The 23,573-nt window shown below is 46.4% G+C and carries 18 protein-coding genes and 1 tRNA gene; 9 read left to right on the top strand and 10 right to left on the bottom strand.

What is annotated here, in order from left to right:
* Window positions 1-24: 24 nt before the first annotated feature.
* The 3 genes from DW096_RS02525 to DW096_RS02515 form a co-directional block, all read right to left on the bottom strand.
* Window positions 25-2,430 (bottom strand): FtsX-like permease family protein, encoded by a 2,406-nt coding sequence (locus DW096_RS02525; protein ID WP_118930749.1) that lies wholly within the window; start codon window positions 2,428-2,430, stop codon window positions 25-27.
* A gap of 11 nt (window positions 2,431-2,441) precedes the next feature.
* A complete protein-coding gene (locus DW096_RS02520; RefSeq protein WP_005837154.1) occupies window positions 2,442-3,692 on the bottom strand; it encodes an efflux RND transporter periplasmic adaptor subunit in 1,251 nt (416 codons plus the stop codon).
* Between the two features lie 169 nt (window positions 3,693-3,861).
* On the bottom strand, window positions 3,862-5,349 hold the full coding sequence (locus tag DW096_RS02515; RefSeq protein ID WP_057281061.1) for a TolC family protein: 1,488 nt from the start codon (window positions 5,347-5,349) through the stop codon (window positions 3,862-3,864).
* A 218-nt stretch (window positions 5,350-5,567) separates the two neighbouring features.
* On the opposite strand from DW096_RS02515, the gene DW096_RS02510 reads away from it, so the two are divergent.
* The gene (locus tag DW096_RS02510; RefSeq protein WP_057281062.1) at window positions 5,568-6,941 is read left to right on the top strand and encodes a sigma-54 dependent transcriptional regulator; all 1,374 of its coding nucleotides are present in this window, start codon (window positions 5,568-5,570) and stop codon (window positions 6,939-6,941) included.
* Window positions 6,938-7,903, top strand: coding sequence for a PAS domain-containing sensor histidine kinase (locus DW096_RS02505; RefSeq protein ID WP_057281063.1), 966 nt, complete (start codon window positions 6,938-6,940; stop codon window positions 7,901-7,903). The genes DW096_RS02510 and DW096_RS02505 overlap by 4 nt, the downstream gene beginning before the upstream one ends.
* A 61-nt stretch (window positions 7,904-7,964) precedes the next feature.
* Here DW096_RS02505 and DW096_RS02500 read toward each other — a convergent pair.
* Together DW096_RS02500 and DW096_RS02495 are read right to left on the bottom strand one after the other, a co-directional pair.
* A tRNA-Pro gene (locus DW096_RS02500) sits at window positions 7,965-8,039 on the bottom strand.
* Window positions 8,040-8,125: 86 nt separating this feature from the next.
* Entirely contained in the window at window positions 8,126-8,833 is a 708-nt protein-coding gene (locus DW096_RS02495) for a tRNA1(Val) (adenine(37)-N6)-methyltransferase (RefSeq protein ID WP_005825467.1), read from the bottom strand.
* A 171-nt stretch (window positions 8,834-9,004) separates the two neighbouring features.
* Here DW096_RS02495 and lon point away from each other — a divergent pair, with 171 nt between their 5' ends.
* From lon to DW096_RS02480, 3 genes are read left to right on the top strand one after another with little or no spacing between them, the layout of a single operon-like run.
* A complete protein-coding gene (lon, locus tag DW096_RS02490; RefSeq protein ID WP_005825468.1) occupies window positions 9,005-11,485 on the top strand; it encodes an endopeptidase La in 2,481 nt (826 codons plus the stop codon).
* Window positions 11,482-12,612 (top strand): tRNA guanosine(34) transglycosylase Tgt, encoded by a 1,131-nt coding sequence (gene tgt, locus DW096_RS02485; protein WP_005825470.1) that lies wholly within the window; start codon window positions 11,482-11,484, stop codon window positions 12,610-12,612. Before lon ends, tgt begins: the two co-directional genes overlap by 4 nt.
* Window positions 12,609-13,745: an LptF/LptG family permease gene (locus DW096_RS02480; RefSeq protein WP_005825471.1), complete on the top strand. Its 1,137-nt coding sequence runs from the start codon at window positions 12,609-12,611 to the stop codon at window positions 13,743-13,745. Before tgt ends, DW096_RS02480 begins: the two co-directional genes overlap by 4 nt.
* 273 nt (window positions 13,746-14,018) lie before the next feature.
* Here DW096_RS02480 and DW096_RS02475 read toward each other — a convergent pair whose 3' ends face one another.
* Window positions 14,019-14,519, bottom strand: coding sequence for a thioredoxin-like domain-containing protein (locus DW096_RS02475; protein ID WP_005825473.1), 501 nt, complete (start codon window positions 14,517-14,519; stop codon window positions 14,019-14,021).
* Between the two features lie 276 nt (window positions 14,520-14,795).
* On the opposite strand from DW096_RS02475, the gene serB reads away from it, so the two are divergent.
* Window positions 14,796-16,022: a phosphoserine phosphatase SerB gene (serB, locus tag DW096_RS02465; RefSeq protein WP_005825474.1), complete on the top strand. Its 1,227-nt coding sequence runs from the start codon at window positions 14,796-14,798 to the stop codon at window positions 16,020-16,022.
* Between the two features lie 57 nt (window positions 16,023-16,079).
* Window positions 16,080-17,366 carry a DEAD/DEAH box helicase gene (locus tag DW096_RS02460; protein WP_016273758.1) on the top strand — a complete coding sequence of 429 codons (1,287 nt, stop codon included), beginning with the start codon at window positions 16,080-16,082 and terminating at the stop codon, window positions 17,364-17,366.
* Between the two features lie 36 nt (window positions 17,367-17,402).
* Here the strand turns inward: DW096_RS02460 and DW096_RS02455 are convergent, their stop codons facing one another.
* From DW096_RS02455 to DW096_RS02440, 4 genes are read right to left on the bottom strand one after another with little or no spacing between them, the layout of a single operon-like run.
* The gene (locus DW096_RS02455; RefSeq protein WP_005837141.1) at window positions 17,403-18,203 is read right to left on the bottom strand and encodes a DUF4738 domain-containing protein; all 801 of its coding nucleotides are present in this window, start codon (window positions 18,201-18,203) and stop codon (window positions 17,403-17,405) included.
* A 37-nt stretch (window positions 18,204-18,240) separates the two neighbouring features.
* A complete protein-coding gene (locus DW096_RS02450; protein WP_005825480.1) occupies window positions 18,241-19,554 on the bottom strand; it encodes a UDP-glucose/GDP-mannose dehydrogenase family protein in 1,314 nt (437 codons plus the stop codon).
* Between the two features lie 3 nt (window positions 19,555-19,557).
* Window positions 19,558-20,106 carry a dTDP-4-dehydrorhamnose 3,5-epimerase gene (gene rfbC / locus DW096_RS02445; RefSeq protein WP_005825481.1) on the bottom strand — a complete coding sequence of 183 codons (549 nt, stop codon included), beginning with the start codon at window positions 20,104-20,106 and terminating at the stop codon, window positions 19,558-19,560.
* 4 nt (window positions 20,107-20,110) lie between these two features.
* Window positions 20,111-21,529 carry a capsule assembly Wzi family protein gene (locus DW096_RS02440; protein WP_057258612.1) on the bottom strand — a complete coding sequence of 473 codons (1,419 nt, stop codon included), beginning with the start codon at window positions 21,527-21,529 and terminating at the stop codon, window positions 20,111-20,113.
* A 233-nt stretch (window positions 21,530-21,762) separates the two neighbouring features.
* Between DW096_RS02440 and DW096_RS02435 the strand changes: the two genes are divergently transcribed.
* Together DW096_RS02435 and DW096_RS02430 are read left to right on the top strand one after the other, a co-directional pair.
* Entirely contained in the window at window positions 21,763-22,917 is a 1,155-nt protein-coding gene (locus DW096_RS02435; protein ID WP_087332421.1) for an SPOR domain-containing protein, read from the top strand.
* Between the two features lie 50 nt (window positions 22,918-22,967).
* Window positions 22,968-23,501, top strand: a complete 534-nt coding sequence (locus DW096_RS02430; protein ID WP_005825486.1) for an FHA domain-containing protein — start codon at window positions 22,968-22,970, stop codon at window positions 23,499-23,501.
* The last annotated feature ends 72 nt before the right edge of the window (window positions 23,502-23,573 follow it).

Raw genomic sequence — 23,573 nt, 5'->3', positions numbered from 1 at the left:
TCAAATTTATAATTTTTATGTCTTTTATTCGTTTTTCATAATGCTTGCCGGATTGATGTTGGCAGCCTTGCTGATTTGCCCAATAATAGTCAACAAGGAGATGGCAGTTGTTATGGCTACTGCTACGGCAAACAAGTCGAATGTCAAAGGGGCTTTGTGGGCAAAATCCTGCAAATAGAGGGTAATGGCAATCCATGACAAGGGTATGGATAGCAAAGTGGCGACTCCCATGACCGAGAGATACTTTTTAATGAGTAAGGGATAAATATCCTTTGCTTGCGCACCGTTCACTTTGCGTAAACCTATCTCACGGTAACGTTGCCGAATATCGAACAAGGATATTGACAATAATCCCAATGAAGAGATGAAAATGGCTATTCCGGCAAAGAGCGTATAAATGTTCACCACTTGACGGTCTTCACGATACATCTTTTGGAGTTCATCTTCTATCAGCGTATATTCAAAGTCGGTTCTTCCCGTAGATTCTTCGTATAAGCGGCGCAGGAAATCAATGACTTTGGCTTTATTCTCGTGCTTATACGAGGCTGTAACAGTATAAATTCCGCCTATGCTTGCATCGTGATAATAGATGACAACCGGTTGGATGGATTGTGAAAGGTGCCGAACATTGAAATCCTTTATGACCCCTACTATCTCGCAAGGTGGATTGTAGAAATCCGGTAAGCTGCTTGAGGCGTAGTGTGGTTCTTCAGGTTGCAGCTTGTCTTTGGTGATGTCTTTTATTCCATAGACTCTTTTAGCGGTTTCGTTGATAATTACCTTGAAACTGTTTTTGGTGAACGCTTCATCTATGGAGTCGTTCCATAGGCGCCCCTCTACAAGTTGAAAATCGTATATTGCCATGGAGTGGGTCGTTAAATGTGCAGATAATGCCGGATGGAAACCGTTTTCGGCTCTGTTGAGCGCAAAACTGTCAAAACGGAAGTCGGTGAACAGCAAGTCGTTTCCTCTGCTCCAATGCTCAAACAGAGTGCTTTCACTCATTCGTTTATTGACCAAAGCATTACTTATATATTGTCTTTTTCCTTCATCCAATCCCTCCTCTTTAGTTGTTTTATATAAGCCCAATTTATCGACATACATCCGGCAAGTTATCACATCGTGCGAGCGGAAACCGAGGTCGGCGCAGAGCATATACTCCAACTGCCGTACAAAGAATAGAGAAACGGTTATTATAAAGATGGTTACGACATATTGAAAACACAGTAATATCATGCGTGACCGTGTGGAAAAGCGTGAAGATGCCAGCTCGCGTATGGAGTTGACGGGTCTGCTACATGTGTATTTCAAGAACGGATAAACAGTAGTCAGCAATGGCAATCCTAAAAGTACGATGGCAGAGACCTTCCGGTCAAAGCCGGAGTCTGTTGTGGTAGGTATATAAAGTTCATGGAAAAAGAAAAACCTGGTTATTTCTATTAAAGCCCAGCAAAGGAGTAATGCCAGTCCCGTCAATAAGATGTTCTCGGCATATATTTGCAGGAAAATGTCTGTCCTGCCTGCACCGAACACTTTTTTCACCCCAAACTCTCTTGACCGCTTGGACATGGTGACAGTGTAGATGTTGATGAAGTTCAGCAGCCCTATGATACCTACCAGGAAGGCTACTACCATCAATACCCGGACATAGCTTTGGTTGCCATATTGATAGTTCTTGTTTTCTTTTCCGTGGTCTTTATCGTAATATAAATCTTTCAAAGGCAAATACTGATAGCGTACTGTCTCATAAGTGCTCCATTTGCTGCGGGGGTGTTCTTTTGAATACTTTTTATTCAGCAGTGCAATGTCTGTATCCGGTGCCATCAGCATGGCGTATATAGGGTCGAAAAAAAGGAATTCATCCAGTTCATCCGACATAAATATATCCGGCATCCATGATGTCTTGGTATCGGGGTCGTCCACCACTCCTATAATAGTGAATTTATTCCCTTTTGTGTTTTTGAAAGTAGCGCCTATGGCATTCTTCCCTCCCAGCTTCTTCTTCCAAAAAGAACGGGTGATGACAACATCCCTCGAGCGGACTATTCTTCCGCTTCCGGCAATCACCCTATATGGAAAGATTTTGAAGAAGGTGCTGTCTACAGAAAAAGCGTTCGCTGCAATTTCTTGTTCACCGAACAGAACGGGCATATCCGATATTTGATAAATCACCGTAAATTGTTCTACGGCAGGATCCTTTTCCAATCCCGACCGGTAGCCTCCCAAGAAGTTCTCACCACTGCTGGTAGAGGTTTTTATCAGGCAAATGCGTTTATATTCGGGAAAGCATTGGTTCACTGTATTTTCTTGGTGGATATATCGGGCTACGGTGAGTACGCAAGCCAAACTGCACGCCAGTCCCAATACATTGATAAGGGTGTATGCTTTGAATTTCAGCAATGCATTGATGGCTAAGATTATTTGTCTCATAGTGCGTAGTTTTATTTCATTATCAATTCTTCCGCCTCGCCAAAGGTATCATATCCCGTTGTAATTACCCAATCTCCGGGCTGCAAACCTTCCGTAATCTCGTATTGTTGCGGATTTTGGCGACCGATGCCAAGCGGCACGCGCACGGCTTTTGTCTTTGCGGCGTTCAGTTTGTAAATCCATTGTCCTCCGGTACTCTGGTAGAAGTTGCCGCGCGGAATGACGAGCGCCTCCTCCGGCTGGCCGAGTTCTATCTGTACCCGGAAGCTTTTGCCTACACGTACGTTGTCGGGCATGTCACCGGTGAAGACGAGGTCTACGTCGAACGTGCGGTCTTTGACTTCGGGAACCACTTTCGTGATGCGCAACGGGTATTTTCTTCCCTGATAATTGATGGTGGCAGGCAATCCGGTGATAATGCGGTCGATGTAGTATTCGCTCAGGGAAGTATGCACTTTATATTGGTCCAGCACCTTGATTTCCGCAATGCTTTCACCGGAAGCGACCTGCTGTCCCGGAGTCACCTTGACAAAACTGAGCTGGCCGGCGACGGGAGCTTTCACCACCAGGTTGCCGAGCCGTTCGCAGGCGCGTTCATACTTCTTCCGTTCCCGTTCGCGGTCGTTCCTGATGAGGTCTTTGCGGATGACGGTGACGGCAGAGTCATGACGGAGGCTTTCCCTTTGAAGATGGGCATTTTTCACTTTATAGTTGTATTCGTCCTCGGAAACTTCGAGCTGCGCCTTGCTCTTGATGCCCATGCGGTACTCCTCCTTGTCAAGGGCAAAACTCTTGCGCAGGCGGTTGAGGTCATAATCGGTCTGCAGGGCTTGTTGTTGCAGGTTCAGGCTTTTCTGCTCCATTTCAATTTCTTTTTCGCGGTAGGTGATAAGCTGCTTTTCCCAGTCGTCGCGCTGGTCTTCGATACTGCGCAGCAGGTCGGGGTTTTCCATGACGAGGATGGTATCTCCTTGCCGGAGCAGGCTCCCCTCCTCTCCTATGATGCGTTCCACGCTTCCGGCTTCACGTGCATTGACCTTGATGGTAAGGATGGGCTGAATCACTCCCTCCACATCTACATATTCCATAAATTTGCCGTTCTTGACTTCGGCTATCTGTATGTTGTCCTGCTCGATACGCAGTTTGCTGGGACCCAGCGAAAGGGTGACTACATAAATCAGGAAGGCAAGGAAGGCAACGCCTCCCGCCAGATAGTAGCGGTAACGGATGTACCAGGGTTTCTTTTCAAGTTTTATATCCATAATGCAATATTTTATATACTCTTTTTTTACTTTTCAGATACCCCCTTCAGAAGTACTTCTGAATAAGGGTTCCGAGTTTTACTAAAACTTTACCGGAGATTTAGTAAATCGTCACCGGAGTTTTAGTAAATCTCCGGCCAGCTTTTACTAAAACTATTCCACGATTCTATTACTGTATAGATTCTTCATTAGTAACCCTTTCCAAGTCTTCTGCCAGTGGCCTCTCTTTTTCAAAGTCATATAGCGTGATGCTTCTCAGTGCATAGTACAAACTCCAATAGTTGTACAAAGCCGTTATATAGCTTCTCCGGGCCGTATCTTTTTCCGTGATGGATGCATTGAGGTCGAGTACCGAGGACTTGCCGAGCAGATAGAGTTTTCGGGCTACTTCGGCGCGTCGTTGGGCTGTATGGTCCGTGCGGGCGGCTATGTTTACCCGTTGCGCCTGCAGGTTGAATTGCTTTACGAGTTTCCGTACGTTCAAGTCGAAATCCATCTTGTCTTGCTCTACCTGCGTGTAGACAAGGTCTCGGTTGGAACGGGCCACGCGTACTTGTCCCCTTCCGCGCCCCCAGTCCAGGATTGGGAGGGTAATGCCCAAGCTGACGTACTGCTGGTCCAGTGGATTCCGGTAGGCATCTTTCAGCTTGTCGGCAGTTTGTGTCAAGCCGAAGCGCAGGTAGATGTCTGCCTTCAGTCCGGCATTGGCCTTGGCGCGCGACACGGCACTCTCGCTTTCCACCTTGCGGCGTAGCATGTTCTGTATCTCCGGACTGTTTTCGTTGGCAAGCATCAGCGCGGCATCCAGGTCGATGTGCAGGTCGGGCACGCGGTTGTCTATTCTCACCTTTATAAGGAGGTCTTCTTGGATGCCGAGGTAGGAACGGAGTTCCTGCATGCAGTTTTCCACTTCGATGCGGGCATTCATGCAGTTGGTTTCTTCGGTCAGTTTGTTGAGTTCGAGCTGCAACATTTCGTTTTCGCTGATGGTGCCGATGTTATATCGTCCTTGCGCATATATATATAAGGTGTCGGCATTGGCGTAGTTGGCGTTGGCTATTTCGTAGTTGCTTTGTGCTTTGGCCAGGTTGAAGAACTTCTCTGTGGCATTGGCGGCAACAAGCTCAAGGGTTTCTACGTAGGTTTTCTTGGCTTCGCGATAACGGATAGGTTCGATGCGCCGGTCCCACTTCAGGCTATTGTAGCCAAACAAGGACTGGCTGTATCCGATGTTGACGGGTGAAGTCTGCCAGGAATAGGTGTCACTGCTGAAAAGGTCGAGGCGCTGCGCAGCCGTTTCAATGAAAAAGGTTCCTCCGGTCCACGGCACGTTTTGTGTCAGGCTCAGTGTCAGGTCAGTGCTCAGCAGGTTCTGCTCTATGAACTTGACGTTGCCATCGCTTTGGGTCACTTTGTTGATAGCACGGTCCAGATAGGGATTGGAAGTAAGCTTGAGCGTCGGCAGGTAGTTGGCACAGTAGTATTTGTAGTTCCAATAAGCGGAACGGAAGCTATGGCGGGCATTTTGGGCGTCGGGCGACTGCTGGCGGGCCTGCTCGATGGTTTCTTCCAAAGTCAGCTCCAACGTGTGCTCTTGGGCAACGGCACTCGACGTCAGACTGAATGTAATAAGCAATAAAAATATATTCCGGTGCATAGTTGTTTTCTTTACTCTATAAAGTTCAAATTCTATGCCATAAGTATAAGTTATTGTATTATAAGTGTTTGTTGTGGTTCGAAGCTTTCCAAACGTGTGCAGTTGCGCACAAAAATAGTGCGATAATGCACGCACAACACATGGATATTATACTTATCTTTGCCCGTACAAGAGATGTGGGATTGTGTAGGCCTTGCCTGCACGAAAAGAAAACAGATATGGAGCAGTTTGGTAAAATATTGATTGTAGATGATAACGAGGATGTGCTTTTTGCACTGAACCTTCTTCTCGAACCCTACGCCGAGAAGATAAAGGTGGCGGTGACCCCCGACCGCATCGAGCATTTTATGACCACTTTCCGTCCGGACATTATTCTGCTGGATATGAATTTCAGCCGTGATGCCATCAGTGGTCAGGAAGGTTTCGACAGCTTGAAGCAGATTCTGAGTATCGACCCGCAAGCAGTGGTCATCTTCATGACTGCCTACGCGGATACGGACAAGGCAGTGCGTGCCATCAAAGCGGGGGCTACGGATTTCATTCCCAAGCCGTGGGAGAAGGAAAAATTGTTGGCGACCCTTTCTTCGGGCATGAAGCTGCGTCGTTCGCGGACCGAGATAAATCTGCTGAAGGAGCAGGTGGAAGTTCTGAGCAATGCCACAGCGGGAGGCTCCGAAGAGGTTATTATCGGTGATTCTCTTGTCATGCAGCAAGTCTTCTCTACAGTGGAGAAGTTGCGCGATACGGATGCCAACATACTTATATTGGGTGAGAATGGAACCGGAAAGGATGTGATTGCCCGCCTGCTGTACCGCAATTCTCCCCGCTATGGAAAGCCGTTTGTTACGATAGACCTCGGCAGTATCCCCGAACAGTTGTTCGAAAGCGAGTTGTTCGGCTACGAGAAAGGCGCCTTCACCGATGCACGGAAAGCGAAAGCTGGACGTATGGAAGTGGCAACCGGCGGTACGCTTTTTCTGGACGAGATAGGTAACCTTTTCCTGCCCATGCAGGCCAAATTGCTGACTGCCATCGAAAAGCGTTGTATCAGTCGTTTGGGAAGTACGCAGGCTACGCCCATTGATGTGCGGCTCATCTGCGCCACCAATGCAGACATCCGTCGGCTGGTGGACGAAGGAGACTTCCGCCAAGACCTGCTGTATCGCATCAACACCATCGAGTTGCATATTCCACCTCTGCGGGAACGCGGAAACGACATCCTCCTGCTGGCAGAGTATTTCCTGCAACGGTATGCCCGCAAATATCAGAAAGAGATGCGCGGGCTGACCCGGGAGGCGAAAAACAAGTTGTTGAAATATGCCTGGCCGGGTAATGTACGTGAGTTGCAGCATACAGTGGAACGTGCTGTCATATTGGGAGACGGTTCTCTGCTTCGTCCGGAGAACTTTATGTTCCAAGCTTCTGTTTCCCGTCAGAAGAAGGAAGAAGAAGTCCTCAACTTGGAGCAATTGGAACGGCAGGCTGTGGAACGTGCCATGCGGCTCAGTGAAGGAAATGTGACCCGTGCCGCCGAATACTTGGGCATTACTCGCTTCGCCTTGTACCGGAAACTTGAAAAACTGGGCTTATGAAACGATATTCATTGATTGTGGCACTGCACATCATCGGCATAGCCTTCCTTTCGGTCGGCGTTTATCTGCTGGTGGATGCCGGACTGTGGTTCAGTGCACTGATGGCTTTTTTGATATTGCTGGCGATTGCCGTTCATCTGTACCGCCTGCAGATGATGCAGGTGCGCATGATGCGCCATCTGGCAGAGAGCCTGCGCTATGACGACATGATGCTGTCGTTCCGTTCTCCCTACAAGAACCGGTCTATGGAGGATATGGTGGACGAGCTTTCCGAAGCGATGAGGAATTTCCGTACCCGCGTGCTGGAACGCAATGAGATGGAAGCGTGGCAAAAGCTGATACGTGTGCTGACGCACGAAATAATGAATTCAATCACTCCCATCATCTCCCTCTCCGAAACCTTGAGCGAGCGGGAAATGTCGGAAAAGAACTATCCCGTCATGCGGCAGGGAATGCAGACTATCCACCGCCGTAGTAAGGGGTTGTTGGAGTTTGTGGAGAATTACCGGAAGCTGACAAGACTTCCCGCCCCCGTCCGTCGTCCGGTTGCCGTCCGCGAGCTGTTGCAGGATTTGCAGAAGCTGTTTTCGGAAGAGTATATCCGGATAGAGCTTCCGGAGACCGACCGCATACTCCAGATAGACCGGACACAGATAGAACAAGTACTGATTAATCTGATTAAAAATGCCAAAGAGGCATGTAGCAGGAAAGAGCATCCCCGGATAGAAGTGAAGATGCTACCCGCCCTCTCGTGGCAATGCCTAATCACTGTCAGTGACAATGGTGAAGGCATTCTGCCGGAAGTGCAAGATAAGATTTTTGTACCGTTCTTCACCACCAAGCCTTCCGGTTCGGGCATCGGGCTCAGTTTATGTAAACAAGTGATGAACCGGCATGGAGGGAATATCACGGTGCAGTCTACTGTGGGAAAAGGGAGTTGCTTTACGCTGCTATTTGGATAAGTGGGAAAGAGGGTATATACAAAAATAAGCTACTGAAAAATCAGTAGCTTATTAATTTCTGTCGGGGTAGCGGGATTCGAACCCACGACCCCCTGCTCCCAAAGCAGGTGCGCTAACCGGACTGCGCTACACCCCGAATACTTTACTTCTGAAAAGCGAGTGCAAAGGTAAAAACAATTCTGATACCAACCAAACATTTAGGCAAGTTTTATGCAATTAAAATTACATTTTCAGATAGAAATCTTTCGTTAAAGCTACATATTCAGGGGTAAACTCATTGTGATTCACCTCAATACAGAGTTTCTCTTCTCTACACTCTTTTGCTTCAAAACCAAAGTTCAGCAATACCCGTCTGCACGGTTTTCCGGGCTTGGTGAAGACTTGCACACGATGCAATGGAAACAACTTATGGTTCCAAGCTGTATCCACAACCGTTTTTTCAGCTTCCGCTGGAATAATGATGCTTACGACTCCTTGCTCTTCAAGCAAAGATGCCGAACGATGAAACAGTAAATCGTAATTCAAATTGCCCGCATGCCGTGCTGTGCACCTTTGTTCGTCAGGACATTTCAACGCATCTATAAAATAGGGAGGATTGGAAACGATGAGGTCAAATCTGTTTTCCGGCTGATAATCTCGGAAATCATGACATATGACCTCTACTCTATCGGCCCATGGAGAGTGAGATACATTTTCTGTGGCTTGTCCGGCTGCAGCCGCATCTATCTCGATTGCAGTAATCCGGGCATGCGGATTCCTTTGCGCTAACTGTAAGGCTATTAATCCGGTACCGGTTCCAACGTCCAGTATACGCTTTGCTTTGTCTGCCGGGGCCCATGCCCCAAGTAGTACACCATCTGTGCCGACCTTCATGGCGCATTTATCATGAAATATGGTAAATTGTTTAAACTTAAAAGATGATTTTGGCATGTTTATCTTCTTTAATTGGGCTCAAAAATAATCAAAGCCTGCATATTTGTCATAAAATTGGCACTGTTTTTGTCTTTTTAAAGGGTGAAGAACGTTTATTTATGAAGAAATAGCTTAACTTTGCAGGCGCTTTATTGGCCTGCCAATATGACATAAACTAAAAAGAAAGAAATGAAGAAAAGAAATTACCTGAGTGATGTCGAAGATAGAAGCGGAAACGCTTTCTCTGTAATTGCTGATTTTGAGGGGAATGAAGAACAATTGATGGACATTGAGGTAGAAGAGGTTTTACCGATATTGCCTCTCCGAAATATGGTATTGTTCCCTGGGGTGTTTATGCCGGTATCTGTAGGAAGAAAATCTTCCCTCAAATTGGTGCGTGAAGCAGAAAAGAAAAATTCTTATATAGCTGTTGTATGCCAAAAGGTGGCTGAAACAGAGACACCTCTGTTTGAGGATTTACATACCATCGGTACAGTTGCCAAGATAGTACGTGTGCTTGAAATGCCAGACCAGACGACTACAGTCATTCTGCAAGGCTCCAAACGTATGGAACTGAAGGAGATTACGGATACGACTCCTTATCTGAAGGGACGGATAGCTACGCTGAATGAAGAACTTCCGGAGAAGAATGACAAGGAATTCCATGCATTGGTAGAGGCGTGTAAAGACTTGACAGTACGCTACATCAAGTCATCCGATATGTTTCCGCAGGATTCGGCATTTGCCATCAAGAACATTACCAATCCAATGTTTTTGGTAGACTTTATCTGTACGAACCTGCCACTCAAGAAAGACGAAAAGATAGAACTGCTCCGTATCGACTCTTTGCGGGCGCGTACCTACCGCCTGCTTGAGATTCTGAATCGTGAAGTGCAGCTTGCCGAAATCAAAGAGTCTATCCAGATGCGTGCACGTGAGGATATAGACCAGCAGCAGCGTGAGTATTTCCTGCAGCAGCAGATTAAAACCATTCAGGATGAGCTGGGTGGCGGCGGTCAAGAGCAGGAAATAGAGGAGATGCGTAAGAAGGCGGAGACCATCAAATGGAATGATGAGGTGAAGGCTACGTTCCTGAAAGAGGTGGATAAGTTGGAACGTACCCATCCCCAGTCTCCCGACTATAGCGTGCAGCTGAACTATCTGCAGACGATGCTTAGTTTGCCGTGGGGCATTTATACGACGGATAATCTGAGCCTTGTCAATGCAGAAAAGACACTGAACAAAGACCATTATGGTTTGGAGAAGGTGAAGGAACGCATTCTGGAACATCTTGCTGTATTAAAGCTGAAAGGCGATATGAAATCACCCATCATCTGCCTGTATGGCCCTCCGGGTGTGGGAAAAACCTCTTTGGGGCGTTCCATTGCTGCCGCCTTGAAGCGTAAGTATATCCGTATGTCGCTGGGAGGCGTGCATGATGAAGCTGAGATTCGCGGTCATCGTAAAACCTATATCGGTGCCATGCCGGGACGGATTATCAAGAATCTGATAAAGGCAGGCTCCTCCAATCCGGTATTTATTCTGGATGAAATAGACAAGGTGAGTGCCGACCGCCAAGGAGACCCCTCCTCTGCCCTCCTCGAAGTGCTCGACCCGGAACAGAATACTACATTCCATGATAACTTTCTGGATGTGGACTATGATTTGTCCAAAGTGATGTTCATCGCTACTGCCAATAATCTGAATACCATCCCCGGACCGTTGCTGGACCGTATGGAGCTGATTGAGGTAAGCGGCTATATCACGGAAGAAAAGATTGAGATTGCCCGCCGCCATCTGGTTCCGAAGGAATTGGAGGCAAACGGTATGAAAAAGAATGATATCAAGATTCCGAAGAACACACTGGAAGCCATTATAGAGAATTATACCCGTGAGAGCGGCGTGCGCGAACTGGAAAAGAAAATCGGAAAGATACTCCGTAAATCTGCACGCCAATATGCTACGGACGGTTATTTTGCGAAGACCGAAATAAAACCGGGAGACTTGTATGAATTCCTGGGTGCACCCGAATATACCCGGGACAAGTATCAGGGTAATGAGTATGCAGGGGTGGTGACCGGTCTGGCGTGGACTGCCGTAGGTGGTGAAATACTTTTCGTGGAAACCAGCCTGAGCCGTGGCAAGGGCGGACGTTTGACATTGACCGGTAATTTGGGTGATGTAATGAAAGAGTCGGCCATGCTGGCATTGGAATACATCAAGGCGCATGCCTCCCTGCTGAATCTTGACGAAGAGATTTTTGATAACTGGAACATCCACGTCCATGTGCCCGAAGGTGCCATTCCGAAAGACGGTCCGTCTGCCGGTATCACGATGGCTACCTCCCTCGCTTCTGCCCTCACCCAGAAAAAGGTGAAGGCCAATCTTGCCATGACGGGAGAGATAACACTTCGCGGTAAGGTACTTCCAGTAGGAGGCATCAAGGAGAAGATACTGGCTGCCAAGCGTGCCGGTATCAAGGAGATTATCTTGAGCGACGAGAACCGCAAGAATATAGAAGAGATACAGGATATATATCTGAAAGGACTGACTTTCCACTATGTGAAAGATATTAAGGAAGTGTTTGCCATTGCGCTGACTGATGAAAAAGTAGCCGATGCCATCGACTTGTCCGTAAAGAAAGAAAAGACCGAAAAGAAAGAGGAATGACATTCGAGTTACAATATACAGACAGCAAGACCAATGCACGTGCCGGACTGATTACTACTGACCACGGGCAGATTGAGACACCTATCTTTATGCCGGTAGGTACAGTGGGAACAGTGAAAGGCGTGCATCTGCCTGAGCTGAAAGAGGATATAAAGGCGCAGATTATATTGGGTAATACCTATCATCTTTATCTGCGTCCGGGACTGGAAGTGATAGAAAAAGCCGGTGGACTGCATAAGTTCAACGGCTTTGACCGTCCTATGCTGACAGATAGTGGCGGCTTCCAGGTATTTTCGTTGTCCGGTATCCGCAAGTTGCGCGAAGAAGGTGCGGAATTCCGTTCGCACATCGATGGTAGCAAGCATATCTTTACGCCGGAGAAGGTGATGGATATAGAACGGACTATCGGTGCAGACATCATGATGGCCTTTGATGAATGTCCTCCGGGGGATTCGGACTACGAATATGCCAAAAAATCACTGGGATTGACACATCGCTGGCTGGACCGCTGTATCAAGCGTTTCAATGAAACGGAACCGAAGTACGGTTATCAGCAATCCTTATTCCCCATTGTGCAGGGTTGCGTCTATCGCGACCTCCGCGAGCAGTCGGCAGAGTTTGTCGCCTCTAAAGGTGCTGACGGTAATGCCATTGGCGGTCTGGCTGTGGGCGAGCCTGTAGACAAGATGTACGAGATGATTGAGCTGGTGAATGGTATTCTTCCCAAAGACAAGCCTCGCTATCTGATGGGAGTCGGGACCCCGGTAAACATCCTGGAAGGCATTGAACGCGGTGTCGATATGTTCGACTGTGTGATGCCTACCCGCAACGGACGCAACGGCATGTTGTTTACCAAGGACGGCATCATGAACATGCGCAACAAAAAATGGGAAATGGATTTCTCTCCCATTGAAGCAGACGGTGCCTCCTACGTAGATACCATGTACAGCAAGGCATACTTGCGCCATCTGTTCCATGCACAAGAGCTGCTTGCCATGCAGATAGCATCTATCCACAACTTGGCTTTCTATCTGTGGCTGGCAGGCGAGGCACGTAAGCATATCATTGCAGGCGACTTTGCTACCTGGAAACCGATGATGGTGAAACGCGTATCGACAAGATTATGAGAAAAATGAACTGGAGGATATGGAAGAATATAAAGCTGCCGAGAGGTAAATTCCTGAAGCGGCTGGACTGGTACATTATTAAGAAGTTCCTGGGTACATATGTCTTTGCCATCGCATTGATTATCTCCATTGCGGTGGTGTTCGACTTCAACGAGAAGATGGACCGCTTCATGTCTCATGAAGCGCCGTGGAATGCTATTGTCTTTGATTATTATCTGAACTTCATCCCCTACTTTGCCAATCTGTTCAGTCCGCTGTTTGTATTTATCGCCGTAATCTTCTTTACTTCCAAACTGGCGGAGAACTCGGAGATTATTGCCATGTTCTCTACGGGAATGAGTTTCAAGCGTATGTTGCGCCCTTATATGGTATCTGCGGCAATCATTGCGGTAGTGACGTTCTGCCTCGGGTCTTATGTCATTCCCAAAGGCAGTGTGACACGTATCAATTTTGAGGACAAGTACTACAAACCCCGTAAGGCGAATACGGCACGGAACATCCAGCTGGAAGTGGATTCGGGGGTAATTGCCTATATCGAACGTTTTGAAGACTACAGCAAGACCGGTTATCGCTTTTCTTTGGACAAGTTCAATGACAAGCAACTGGTCTCCCACCTTACAGCCCGTTCCATTACCTACGACACGACGGCCGTGCATAAGTGGAAAATCAAGGATTATATGATTCGCCAGATGGATGGCATGAAGGAGAGTATCACGAAGGGTGACCGCATAGACACTACCCTTTTTATGGAGCCTGCCGACTTCCTGATTATGAAGAACCAGCAGGAGATGTTGACCAGCCCTCAGCTAAGCGAGTACATCAACAGGCAGCGGCAACGCGGCTTTGCCAACATTAAGGAATTTGAGATAGAGTACCACAAACGCATTGCCATGTCGTTTGCCTCCTTTATCCTGACGCTGATTGGAGTGTCTTTGTCTTCCAAGAAAACGAAAGGTGGAATGGGATTGCATTTAGGTATAGGCTTGGCATTGAGTTTCTCTTATATTCTGTTTCAGACCATTGCTTCCACATTTGCCGTGAACGGCAACATGCCTCCGGTCATCGCTGTGTGGATACCGAATATAATGTATGCCTTCATTGCATTCTATCTATATAGGAAAGCGCCGAAATAAGCATTCTAAACCTCTACTTCAGCTTGCTCAAGTTGAGGTTTGGCGTACTAAAGCAGAGGTTTAGGATGTTTGTCTCTGGAAGCCCATTAAAATAAGAAGCCCCTCCCACTCTTGCGTTGTACAAGTGCGGGAGGGGCTTTTTGTTGTATTCATTTTCCTCTTTTGTTCTGTTCCCTTTTTTGCCGGAAAGAGACGTCGGTTTCTAGGGAACACCCTCACTTTCGTCTTACAGGTTTTTTAAGTTGCTGTTGTATGCACCGGGCATCAGCAAGCTTAATTCAAGTAAGCGGAAAGTTCTGCAGCAGAGATGTTTTTGGCAATAATTACACCATTATCATCCAGTAAATAGTTAGTGAATCCGCGGCCTAAGCGATATTTCTTAAAGAGGCCGGAATATTCGCCTTTAGTTTCCACGAAACAAGTGGGCGTAACTATTTGGTCCTTACGGATGGTTTCTTCAAAGATTGACTGATACTCATCGAATGAAACTGAAACCATCTTCACATTGTTGCGGGCAGTAGAGCGAAGCGCATTGCTCAAACTTGCGTTTTGCATCCGGGACTGCGCGTCGTAACTTGCCCAAAAACTGAGCAATACATACTTTCCTTTCAAGTCTGAAAGTTCGGTTTGGGATTGCTCTGCCGACATGGTTTGGATTTTGAAATCCGGGGCCATGTCACCCACATTCAAACCTCCGGTAGGTTTGTCTTTTTCTACAAAAGAAGTCAAGGAACTTATTAGTAATACAACAAAAATCCATTTTGCATATTTCATGCGGCACGGTTTTGGTTAATACTATCCGGGACTGTCCTTCAACAGTGATTTCTTCCCGGAACATCGTCTTGTCAAAGCCTTGAATAGTGATAAATACACTGATAATCAAAGCTTTTAATTGTGAAATCGGGTGCAAAGGTAAGTAATTCCTAAACAAACTTCCAAATAAACAAGCATTTTTCTCACTTTTTAGAGGCATATTTTTATGTTATTTAGCATAAATAGTGGGAATTTTCCTTACTTTTGTAGCCTATTATTCTATCAAAAAGATGACTTATGCAACCATTGAACACTGAACTCATCCTGATACGTATTACGGGTGAAGACCGTCCGGGACTGACAGCTTCCGTGACGGAAATTCTGGCGAAATATGATGCTACCATTCTGGATATTGGCCAGGCAGATATTCACAATACTCTTTCGTTGGGCATTTTGTGCAAGACGGAAGAACAACACTCGGGGTTCATTATGAAGGAACTGCTTTTCAAGGCTTCCTCCCTGGGAGTGACTGTCCGTTTCTACCCCATTACTACCAAAGAGTACGAGGATTGGGTGAATATGCAGGGAAAGAACCGCTATATTCTTACTTTATTGGGGCGTAAGTTGTCTGCCCGTCAAATATCTGCCGTTACCCGTATTCTTGCAGAGCAAGGCATGAATATCGATGCCATCAAGCGCCTTACAGGACGTATCCCGCTGGACGAATGCGAATCGCGTACACGCGCCTGCATCGAATTTTCCGTTCGTGGCACTCCGAAAGACCGTATTGCCATGCAAGAACAGTTAATGAAACTGGCAACCGAACTGGAAATGGATTTCTCTTTCCAGTTGGACAATATGTACCGCCGGATGCGCCGCCTCATTTGCTTCGATATGGACTCTACGCTGATTGAAACGGAAGTGATTGATGAATTGGCCATACGTGCAGGTGTGGGCGACCAGGTGAAGGCCATTACCGAACGTGCCATGCGTGGTGAGATAGATTTCATCGAGAGCTTTCGCGAACGAGTGGCTTTGTTGAAAGGATTGGATGAGTCCGTGATGCAGGAGATTGCAGAGAATCTTCCCATTACGGAAGGTGTGGATCGCCTGATGTATGTTTTGAAGAAATACGGTTACAAGATAGCTATTCTTTCGGGAGGGTTTACCTACTTCGGGCAGTACCTCCAGAAGAAGTACGGTATAGACTATGTGTATGCCAACGAGTTGGAAATAGAGGATGGCAAACTGACCGGCCGCTATCTCGGTGATGTAGTCGACGGTAAGCGTAAGGCAGAGTTGCTGCGTTTGATAGCTCAGGTGGAGAAAGTGGATATTGCGCAGACTATTGCTGTGGGCGACGGTGCCAACGACCTGCCCATGCTGGGAATTGCCGGCCTTGGAATCGCTTTCCATGCAAAGCCCAAAGTAGTTGCCAATGCCAAGCAATCCATCAACACCATTGGTTTGGACGGGGTACTTTACTTCTTAGGTTTCAAGGATTCATACATTGATATCCATTAATTCATTAGTACATTCAAAAAAAAGTCCTATCTTTGTGCTCAAATTTAAAAGAGATACATGAAGTTTTCAGAACTACATTTGAATGGCAATGTGCTGGAGGCACTGGATGCCATGCGCTTTGAAGAGTGCACCCCCATACAAGAACAATCAATTCCCGTTATACTTGAAGGCCGAGATTTAATAGCGGTGGCACAAACCGGAACGGGAAAAACAGCTGCATATTTGTTGCCTATATTGAACAAGCTTTCAGAAGGTGGACACCCTGCCGATGCTATCAATTGCATTGTCATGGCTCCTACCCGTGAGTTGGCACAACAGATAGACCAGCAGATGGAGGGCTTCTCCTACTTCATGCCGGTTTCCAGTGTGGCAGTGTATGGCGGTAATGACGGAGTTCTGTTCGAACAGCAGAAAAGAGGTTTGACATTGGGTGCAGATGTTGTCATTGCCACTCCGGGACGTCTGATAGCCCACCTCAGTCTTGGCTATGTAGACCTTTCGCGTGTCTCTTATTTTATTTTGGATGAAGCAGACCGGATGCTGGATATGGGATTCTATGATGACATTATGCAGATTGTCAAGTTTCTCCCTAAAGAGCGGCAGACCATTATGTTCTCTGCTACCATGCCTGCCAAGATACAACAGTTGGCTGGCAACATTCTGAACAATCCCGCCGAAGTGAAGTTGGCGGTTTCCAAACCAGCGGAAAAGATTGTGCAGGCAGCCTATGTCTGCTACGAGAATCAGAAGCTGGGCATCATCCGTAGCCTCTTTGCAGAGGAGACGCCGGAACGCGTCATCATCTTTGCTTCTTCCAAACTGAAAGTGAAGGAAGTGACCAAAGCCTTGAAGCAGATGAAACTGAACGTTGGTGAAATGCACTCCGATTTAGAGCAGGCACAGCGCGAAGAAGTGATGTACGAATTCAAGGCAGGACGTATCAATATCCTGGTAGCTACAGATATCGTTGCGAGAGGTATTGATATCGATGACATCCGTCTGGTGATAAACTATGACGTTCCCCACGACAGTGAAGATTATGTGCACCGCATCGGACGTACGGCGCGTGCCAATAATGACGGCGTAGCCATCACTTTCGTTTCCGAAAAGGAGCAGGGGAACTTTAAGAATATCGAAAAATTCCTGGATAGGGACATCTATAAGATACCGGTTCCCGAGGAGCTGGGCGAAGCCCCCGAATACAAGCCGAGAGCATTTGACGGAGGAAGACGGGGCGGCCGTGGAAACGGACGTAAGCCAGGAGGAAACAAGAACGGCCGTAACAACAGTAAAGGTGGAAAGCCCAGAGCCAAACGTCCACAGAATGGCGGCGAGAAGAAATAAACATTGTGGTGAAGAAAAGAAATAGAAAAAGCGGATTTATTCCGCTTTTTCTATGTTCATTGTATTGTCAAAACCAATAATCATATTTACCAAATTGTATACGGAACTTTCGGGTATGCCGAGGGTTGCCTGATAATGGTACCCCTTACTATCCACACCCATGAAATTCATATCGGCAAGAATGGCCTGGTCCAGCATTTCGGCAGGGAATATATCCGCAAACATCTTTTTAGTGATGTCCTGGCCATAAAGCATCTTCTTCCCTTCGTATACACAGATGTGGATTACATTATCATAATACACATTGTCCACACTGATTCCATTTTCAGAATAGGAAGTCTTGAAAACCTTCATCTTTGAGGGGTTGATATATACATATCCCCTATATCTTGTATTCTTGTATGTTACGATACTGTCTTTCTTTATCACTTCCGGAGTAGTAGAAATGACCTCCACTTCTCGACTGGTGAAAACCAAAGAATCTTCCGCATTCTCTGATTTATGCAGTTTAATTACTTCGTCGGCCAGCGAGTGGAACCAGAAGCTGTATTCCGTTTGACGGTCTATCTTATAGGCCACCGGTTCATTGCTGTATATGTAGATTGTATCGTGAACAACCTTGAAAGGTACGGGAGCGCTTTGCGGGTTGGCATAATATACCGTATCCCCTTCGATGCGCATCAACGGCATTTCTGTTTCATCGTTCACCCAGATGCCTTGTAACAGTTGTTTTGCAATGAGGTCTTCCTTTACGGAAACCTCTCCTGTTTGTCTGTTGCTGCATGAGGCCAATGAGACAACAAGTACAATGAGAATCGCACTTCCTTTTATTGTCATAACGTCCCTATTTATTTCTTTTCTTTTTTCTGCAACTTTATTTTCCGATGCAATGATATGTGAAACCTTGTTCTTCCATATCTTTCTTGTCATAAATGTTACGTCCGTCCAATACCAACGGCTGCTCCATAGTTTTCTTGATGACTGCCCATGAAGGCAGGCGGAATTCTTTCCATTCGGTCACCAGCATCAGTGCATCTGCATCCAGCGCAGCATCATACATATCTGTCGCATAATAAATACTTTCTCCTATGCGGCGTCGGCATTCGTTCATGGCAGCCGGGTCGTAGGCACGTACTTTACAACCGGCCTTCAGCAACTCGTCAATCAATACCAGAGCCGGAGCTTCACGCATGTCATCTGTTTCGGGTTTAAAGGCCAGCCCCCAAATGGCAATGGTCTTTCCCTCCAAATCATTATTGAAATGCTTCTGCAACTTTTCGAATAAGATACTCTTCTGTTTCTCGTTCACCTCCTCTACTGCATGGAGTACACGCATCTTGTAGCCGCTCAGTTCAGCCGTTTTAATCAGTGCCTTTACATCCTTAGGGAAGCATGAACCGCCGTAACCTATCCCCGGATAGAGGAACTTGCGTCCGATACGGGTATCCGAACCGATACCACTGCGCACCATGTTTACATCCGCTCCCACCAATTCGCACAAATTGGCAATGTCGTTCATGAAGCTGATGCGGGTGGCAAGCATGGAGTTAGCTGCATACTTTGTCATTTCTGCAGAAGGGATGTCCATAAAGATGACACGGAAGTTGTTCAGCAGGAATGGTTTGTAGAGCTTGCTCATTATCTTCTTGGCTCGTTCGGACTCTACTCCCACCACTACACGGTCGGGACTCATAAAATCGTTGATAGCATTACCTTCTTTCAGAAACTCGGGATTCGAAGCGACATCGAAGTCAATGTTCATCCCTCTCTTATCAAGTTCTTCTTGAATGGTAGCCCGCACTTTTCTGGCAGTACCTACGGGAACGGTACTTTTGGTTACCACCAACACATATTTCTGCATATTGCGTCCAATGGTGCGGGCAACTTCCAGCACATAGCTCAAGTCGGCACTTCCATCCTCATCGGGTGGTGTACCTACGGCACTGAATACCACTTCCACCTCATTCAGACAACTCTCCAGAGACGTGGTGAATTGCAGGCGTCCTGCTTTCACATTCCGGCTAACCATTTCTTCCAGTCCATTTTCATAGATAGGAATAACACCCTTTTTCAGTGACTCTATCTTTTCACTGTTCGTGTCTACGCAAATAACGTTGACACCGATTTCCGCAAAGCAGGTTCCGGTTACCAAACCGACGTATCCTGTACCGACAATGGCTATTTTCATATTTTATTCATAATAGACCGCATCCTTGAACGATACGGCATGTCCGTCTTTATCTGATAATAGAAGCTGTTCCGTAGCAACGGGCCATTCAATACCGATGGTTTCGTCGTCAAAACGGATGGATGCCTCGGATTGTGGTGCGTATACGTTGTCTACCTTGTATGTAAAGACAGCTTCATCGCTCAGCACCAGAAAACCGTGGGCAAAACCACGCGGAATGAAGAATTGTCTTTTGTTCTCCTCACTTAGCTCCACACTGACATACTTTCCGAAAGTGGGAGAAGATTTTCTTAAGTCGACAGCCACGTCCAGCACTTTTCCCTTAATGACACGTACCAGTTTGGCCTGGCTGCAATCACCCTTCTGGTAATGAAGACCACGTAATACACCGAAAGAGGATTTGGACTCATTGTCCTGGATGAAGTGAACGTTTCCGACATGTGCACGGAACTCTTCTTCCTTAAATGCTTCCATAAAGTATCCGCGGGCATCATGGAATACTTTCGGCTCAATCAGCCATACGCCGTCAATCTCTGTTTGTATGTAGTTCATTTTCTTAAAATGTTTTATGTACTTTCAGTTGGAATCCAAAATTGTCTCCATATATCTCTCCCATATCCAATGCAAGGGACGCGTTGAAGCACCAGCCCTTCCATTTACGGGGAATATAGTAAAACGATGCAAAAGTAGAAAAATTTTCTAATATATCGGGTATTGGACGATGAGGAGTTCCCCAAGTTCTGTTGTGGGACAATTTTGCCACATATCTCCACTCACTGCTGATGTCGCCGCTCCATCCCAGATGCAGGGCCTTAACGCGATTGTACTTGAAACTCATATCGCCATCCTTATTATAGATAGGCGATGCTATCAACGGATTGGCTATCGCCATACCCCAATGTGCCCATCCTGGGTAGTAACCGTTGTTGTAGTAGTTGTCGGCTCCTCCGGTCTTACCTACTACAGAATTTTGCAAACCGTGCAGTGGACCGCTCATATTGGTAGTCTGGAGATATTCGATAACGATTCCGTTGATGGCTTGTCTATGGTTGGATTTATATTCCACACCCCATAAGCCATCCCAACCGTTGAGTTTGGCCATGGCGGAGAAGTCATCAAAATGATTGTCCAGATAGGCGCTGATGGAGAAATCTTCCTTAGGACGATAAGTCATTTTGATATATTCGCTACCCAGAAAATTGCCTTGGAAAGCCAGATGTTCACCTACCGGTCCGTCCTCACGCCCGTGGCCGGGGAAGAATACGCGTACGTAATCCTTCCATCCGTTGCCCAAGTCTCCCGATTCGGAACCTCCAATCTTGTATCCTCCGAATTGGGTGTCGAGGGTCATTCCGAGTTCCAGTTGCCATTTTCCTTTGGGTATGCCGATACGCAGGAACCCTTCTTTATGATGGTATTTGATACTCTTGGTGTACCAGTATTTTTCTCCGACTTGCTCCCGCTGGTATTTGTTGTCTGTAAACCATCCGTACGAGATTTCTCCTTTCAGGCCTAAACGGGGCAGCAACTGTACATACTCGGGTATGCCTATCTGTACTTGTGGGATGGGACGCGCATTGCCCGACCAGGTCATGCCGCCACTGCTCAGCTCTTGATTCAGCAATGGAGAATTCTGTTCCCGGCTTCCGGCAAAGAATCCGAACCACTTGTAACGGATGTCTACGTAAGCCTGCTGTACAATGAAGGAGGTCGTGCTGAATCCGGCTGCTGCAACCAAATCCAGTGCTTCTTCAAACTTCCATTTTCCAAGTTGGTGTTTGTAGGATATCCCTCCACGTATGTAAGTATTGTTGTCGAGCGAAGTGAGTCCTTGCTGGTTGCTGACCTGCCAAAGAGGGGTGTTGTCACCGGTATGCAGGGTTGTTCCATATTCTACGAATGAGGACAGTTGTTGTGCCAGCATCGTGTTTTTTCCTATGAACAAGAAAACCATCAGACAGAAAATAATACGCATAATAGTCTTTTGTTAAGTGTTTAGGTTTGTATACTCTTGCGAGGGCAATTGTCCTTCTATTCTTGACAAGCATAGCTAAACGGTACAAAAGTAGAAATTTTTCCGGTAAAAATCCCTTCTCTTGCCGAAAAACCTTTTTCAAATACATTTTCAATGTGCAATGTTCATAATTTGTTGATAAGAAAAAAGCTCTGAAACTAGCGTATATCCGATATTTCCGTTACTTTTGTAGCATGATTGAATTAGCACAGCACATAGAAGTATTGTTATTGGAGAACGATTGTGTCATTGTTCCCGGTTTGGGAGGATTTGTAGCTCATTATACTCCGGCAATGAGAGTAGCGGAAGAGAATGTTTTTCTGCCCCCTACCCGTATTATCGGTTTCAATCCTCAACTGAAGATGAATGACGGCTTACTTGTACAATCCTATATGGCTGTCTATGATACTGATTTTTCTGATGCTACGCGGATTGTAGAAAAAGAAGTGGCGCATATATTCACTGCTCTCCATGAAGAAGGTAAGGTGGATTTGCCCAACATTGGCGAATTGCGTTACTCCATTCATGGTATTTATGACTTTGTTCCCTATGACCACAAGATAACCACTCCTTACTTATATGGGTTGGATAGTTTTGAAATGCAGGAACTGGCGGAACTGAAGAAACCGTACATGGAAAAGGCCATCCGTTATTCTGTTCCAGTTGTGCCGGAAGACAAAAAGCGAAGGTTTGAGATTAAATTCAACCGTTCCTATTTGTCGAATGCGGTTGCCATGATTGCAGTGGTTGCCTTGTTTTTCTTTTTGTCTACACCGATAGAGAATACGGAAGTGGTTGAAGGAAATTATGCGCAATTACTTCCGAATGAACTTTTTGAGATGATAGAAAAGGAATCCCTTGCCATTAATCCGATTGTTGTTAGCCGGAAGGCCGACACTCCGAAAGCGTCGGCTCAAAAAAACACGGGGCAGAAGGCAAAGAAAAAGGTGGTTCCGGTTGCCGTAAGAGAGGTTAAGGTGGGCCAAGCTAACGCGCAGAATGCTCCGGTTGTTTCTCAGCCTAAGCAGCAGGCGGCAGAAGTGTCCTCTTCAACATCTGTAACAACAAAGAGTGAAATTCAAAAGACCACAGCAGGGACTGTCGCCCCGTCACTTGTCTCTGCACAGAAATACCACGTCATCATTGCCAGTGTAGGTACTGAGAAGGATGCCGAAGCAATGGCAAAGCAACTGATTGAAAAAGGTTACCCTCATGCAAAAGCAATTGTTGGAGATGGTAAAATGCGTGTCAGCATTGAGTCTTGTGGCACAGAAACAGAAGCATATCAGGCATTGAACAGAGTTCGCCAGAATGAAACGTATAAGAACGCTTGGGTATTAAAGAAGTAGAAAGTAATCTACCCTTGCTTTATTTTTTAATTCTTTAATTTTTAACTATCATGAAGCGTATCCGTTGTCCCAAATGTGAGAATTACTTAACATTCGATGAAACCAAGTATACCGAAGGCCAATCACTGGTCTTTGTATGTGACCAGTGTAAGAAGCAGTTCAGTATCCGTTTAGGTAAATCAAAGATGAAAGCCCCTCAAAAGGAAGAACGTCCGGATGAAGCGGAGTTTAAAGAGGCTTTTGGCAGCATCACGGTCATTGAGAACGTGTTTGGTTTTAAGCAGGTACTTCCATTGCAAGAAGGTGACAATATCATAGGCCGGCGTTGCGTGGGGAATGTTATCGATGTGCCGATTGAGACTTCGGATATGAGTATGGACCGGCGTCACTGTATCATTAATGTAAAGCGCAATAAGCAGGGAGTGTTGATTTATACCTTACGCGATGCTCCCAGCCTGACGGGAACTTTCCTTAATAATGAAATTTTGGGTGACAAAGACCGCATTCGCATTGAGGATGGAGCCATTGTAACTATTGGTGCCACTACTTTTATATTGCGAGCGGCAGAACAAGAGAGCCTTTAGACAAAAAAGAAAACTGTGTATTTCCCATTAAATGTGGTATAAATAAAGCAGACCGTACAAAAAAAGTTTTTG

Origin of the sequence: Bacteroides sp. AM07-18 (assembly GCF_003602695.1) — a bacterium.
GTDB lineage: Bacteria > Bacteroidota > Bacteroidia > Bacteroidales > Bacteroidaceae > Bacteroides > Bacteroides uniformis.
Note: the sequence above shows the minus strand (reverse complement) of the source record. Positions and strands in the feature narration are given on the sequence as shown.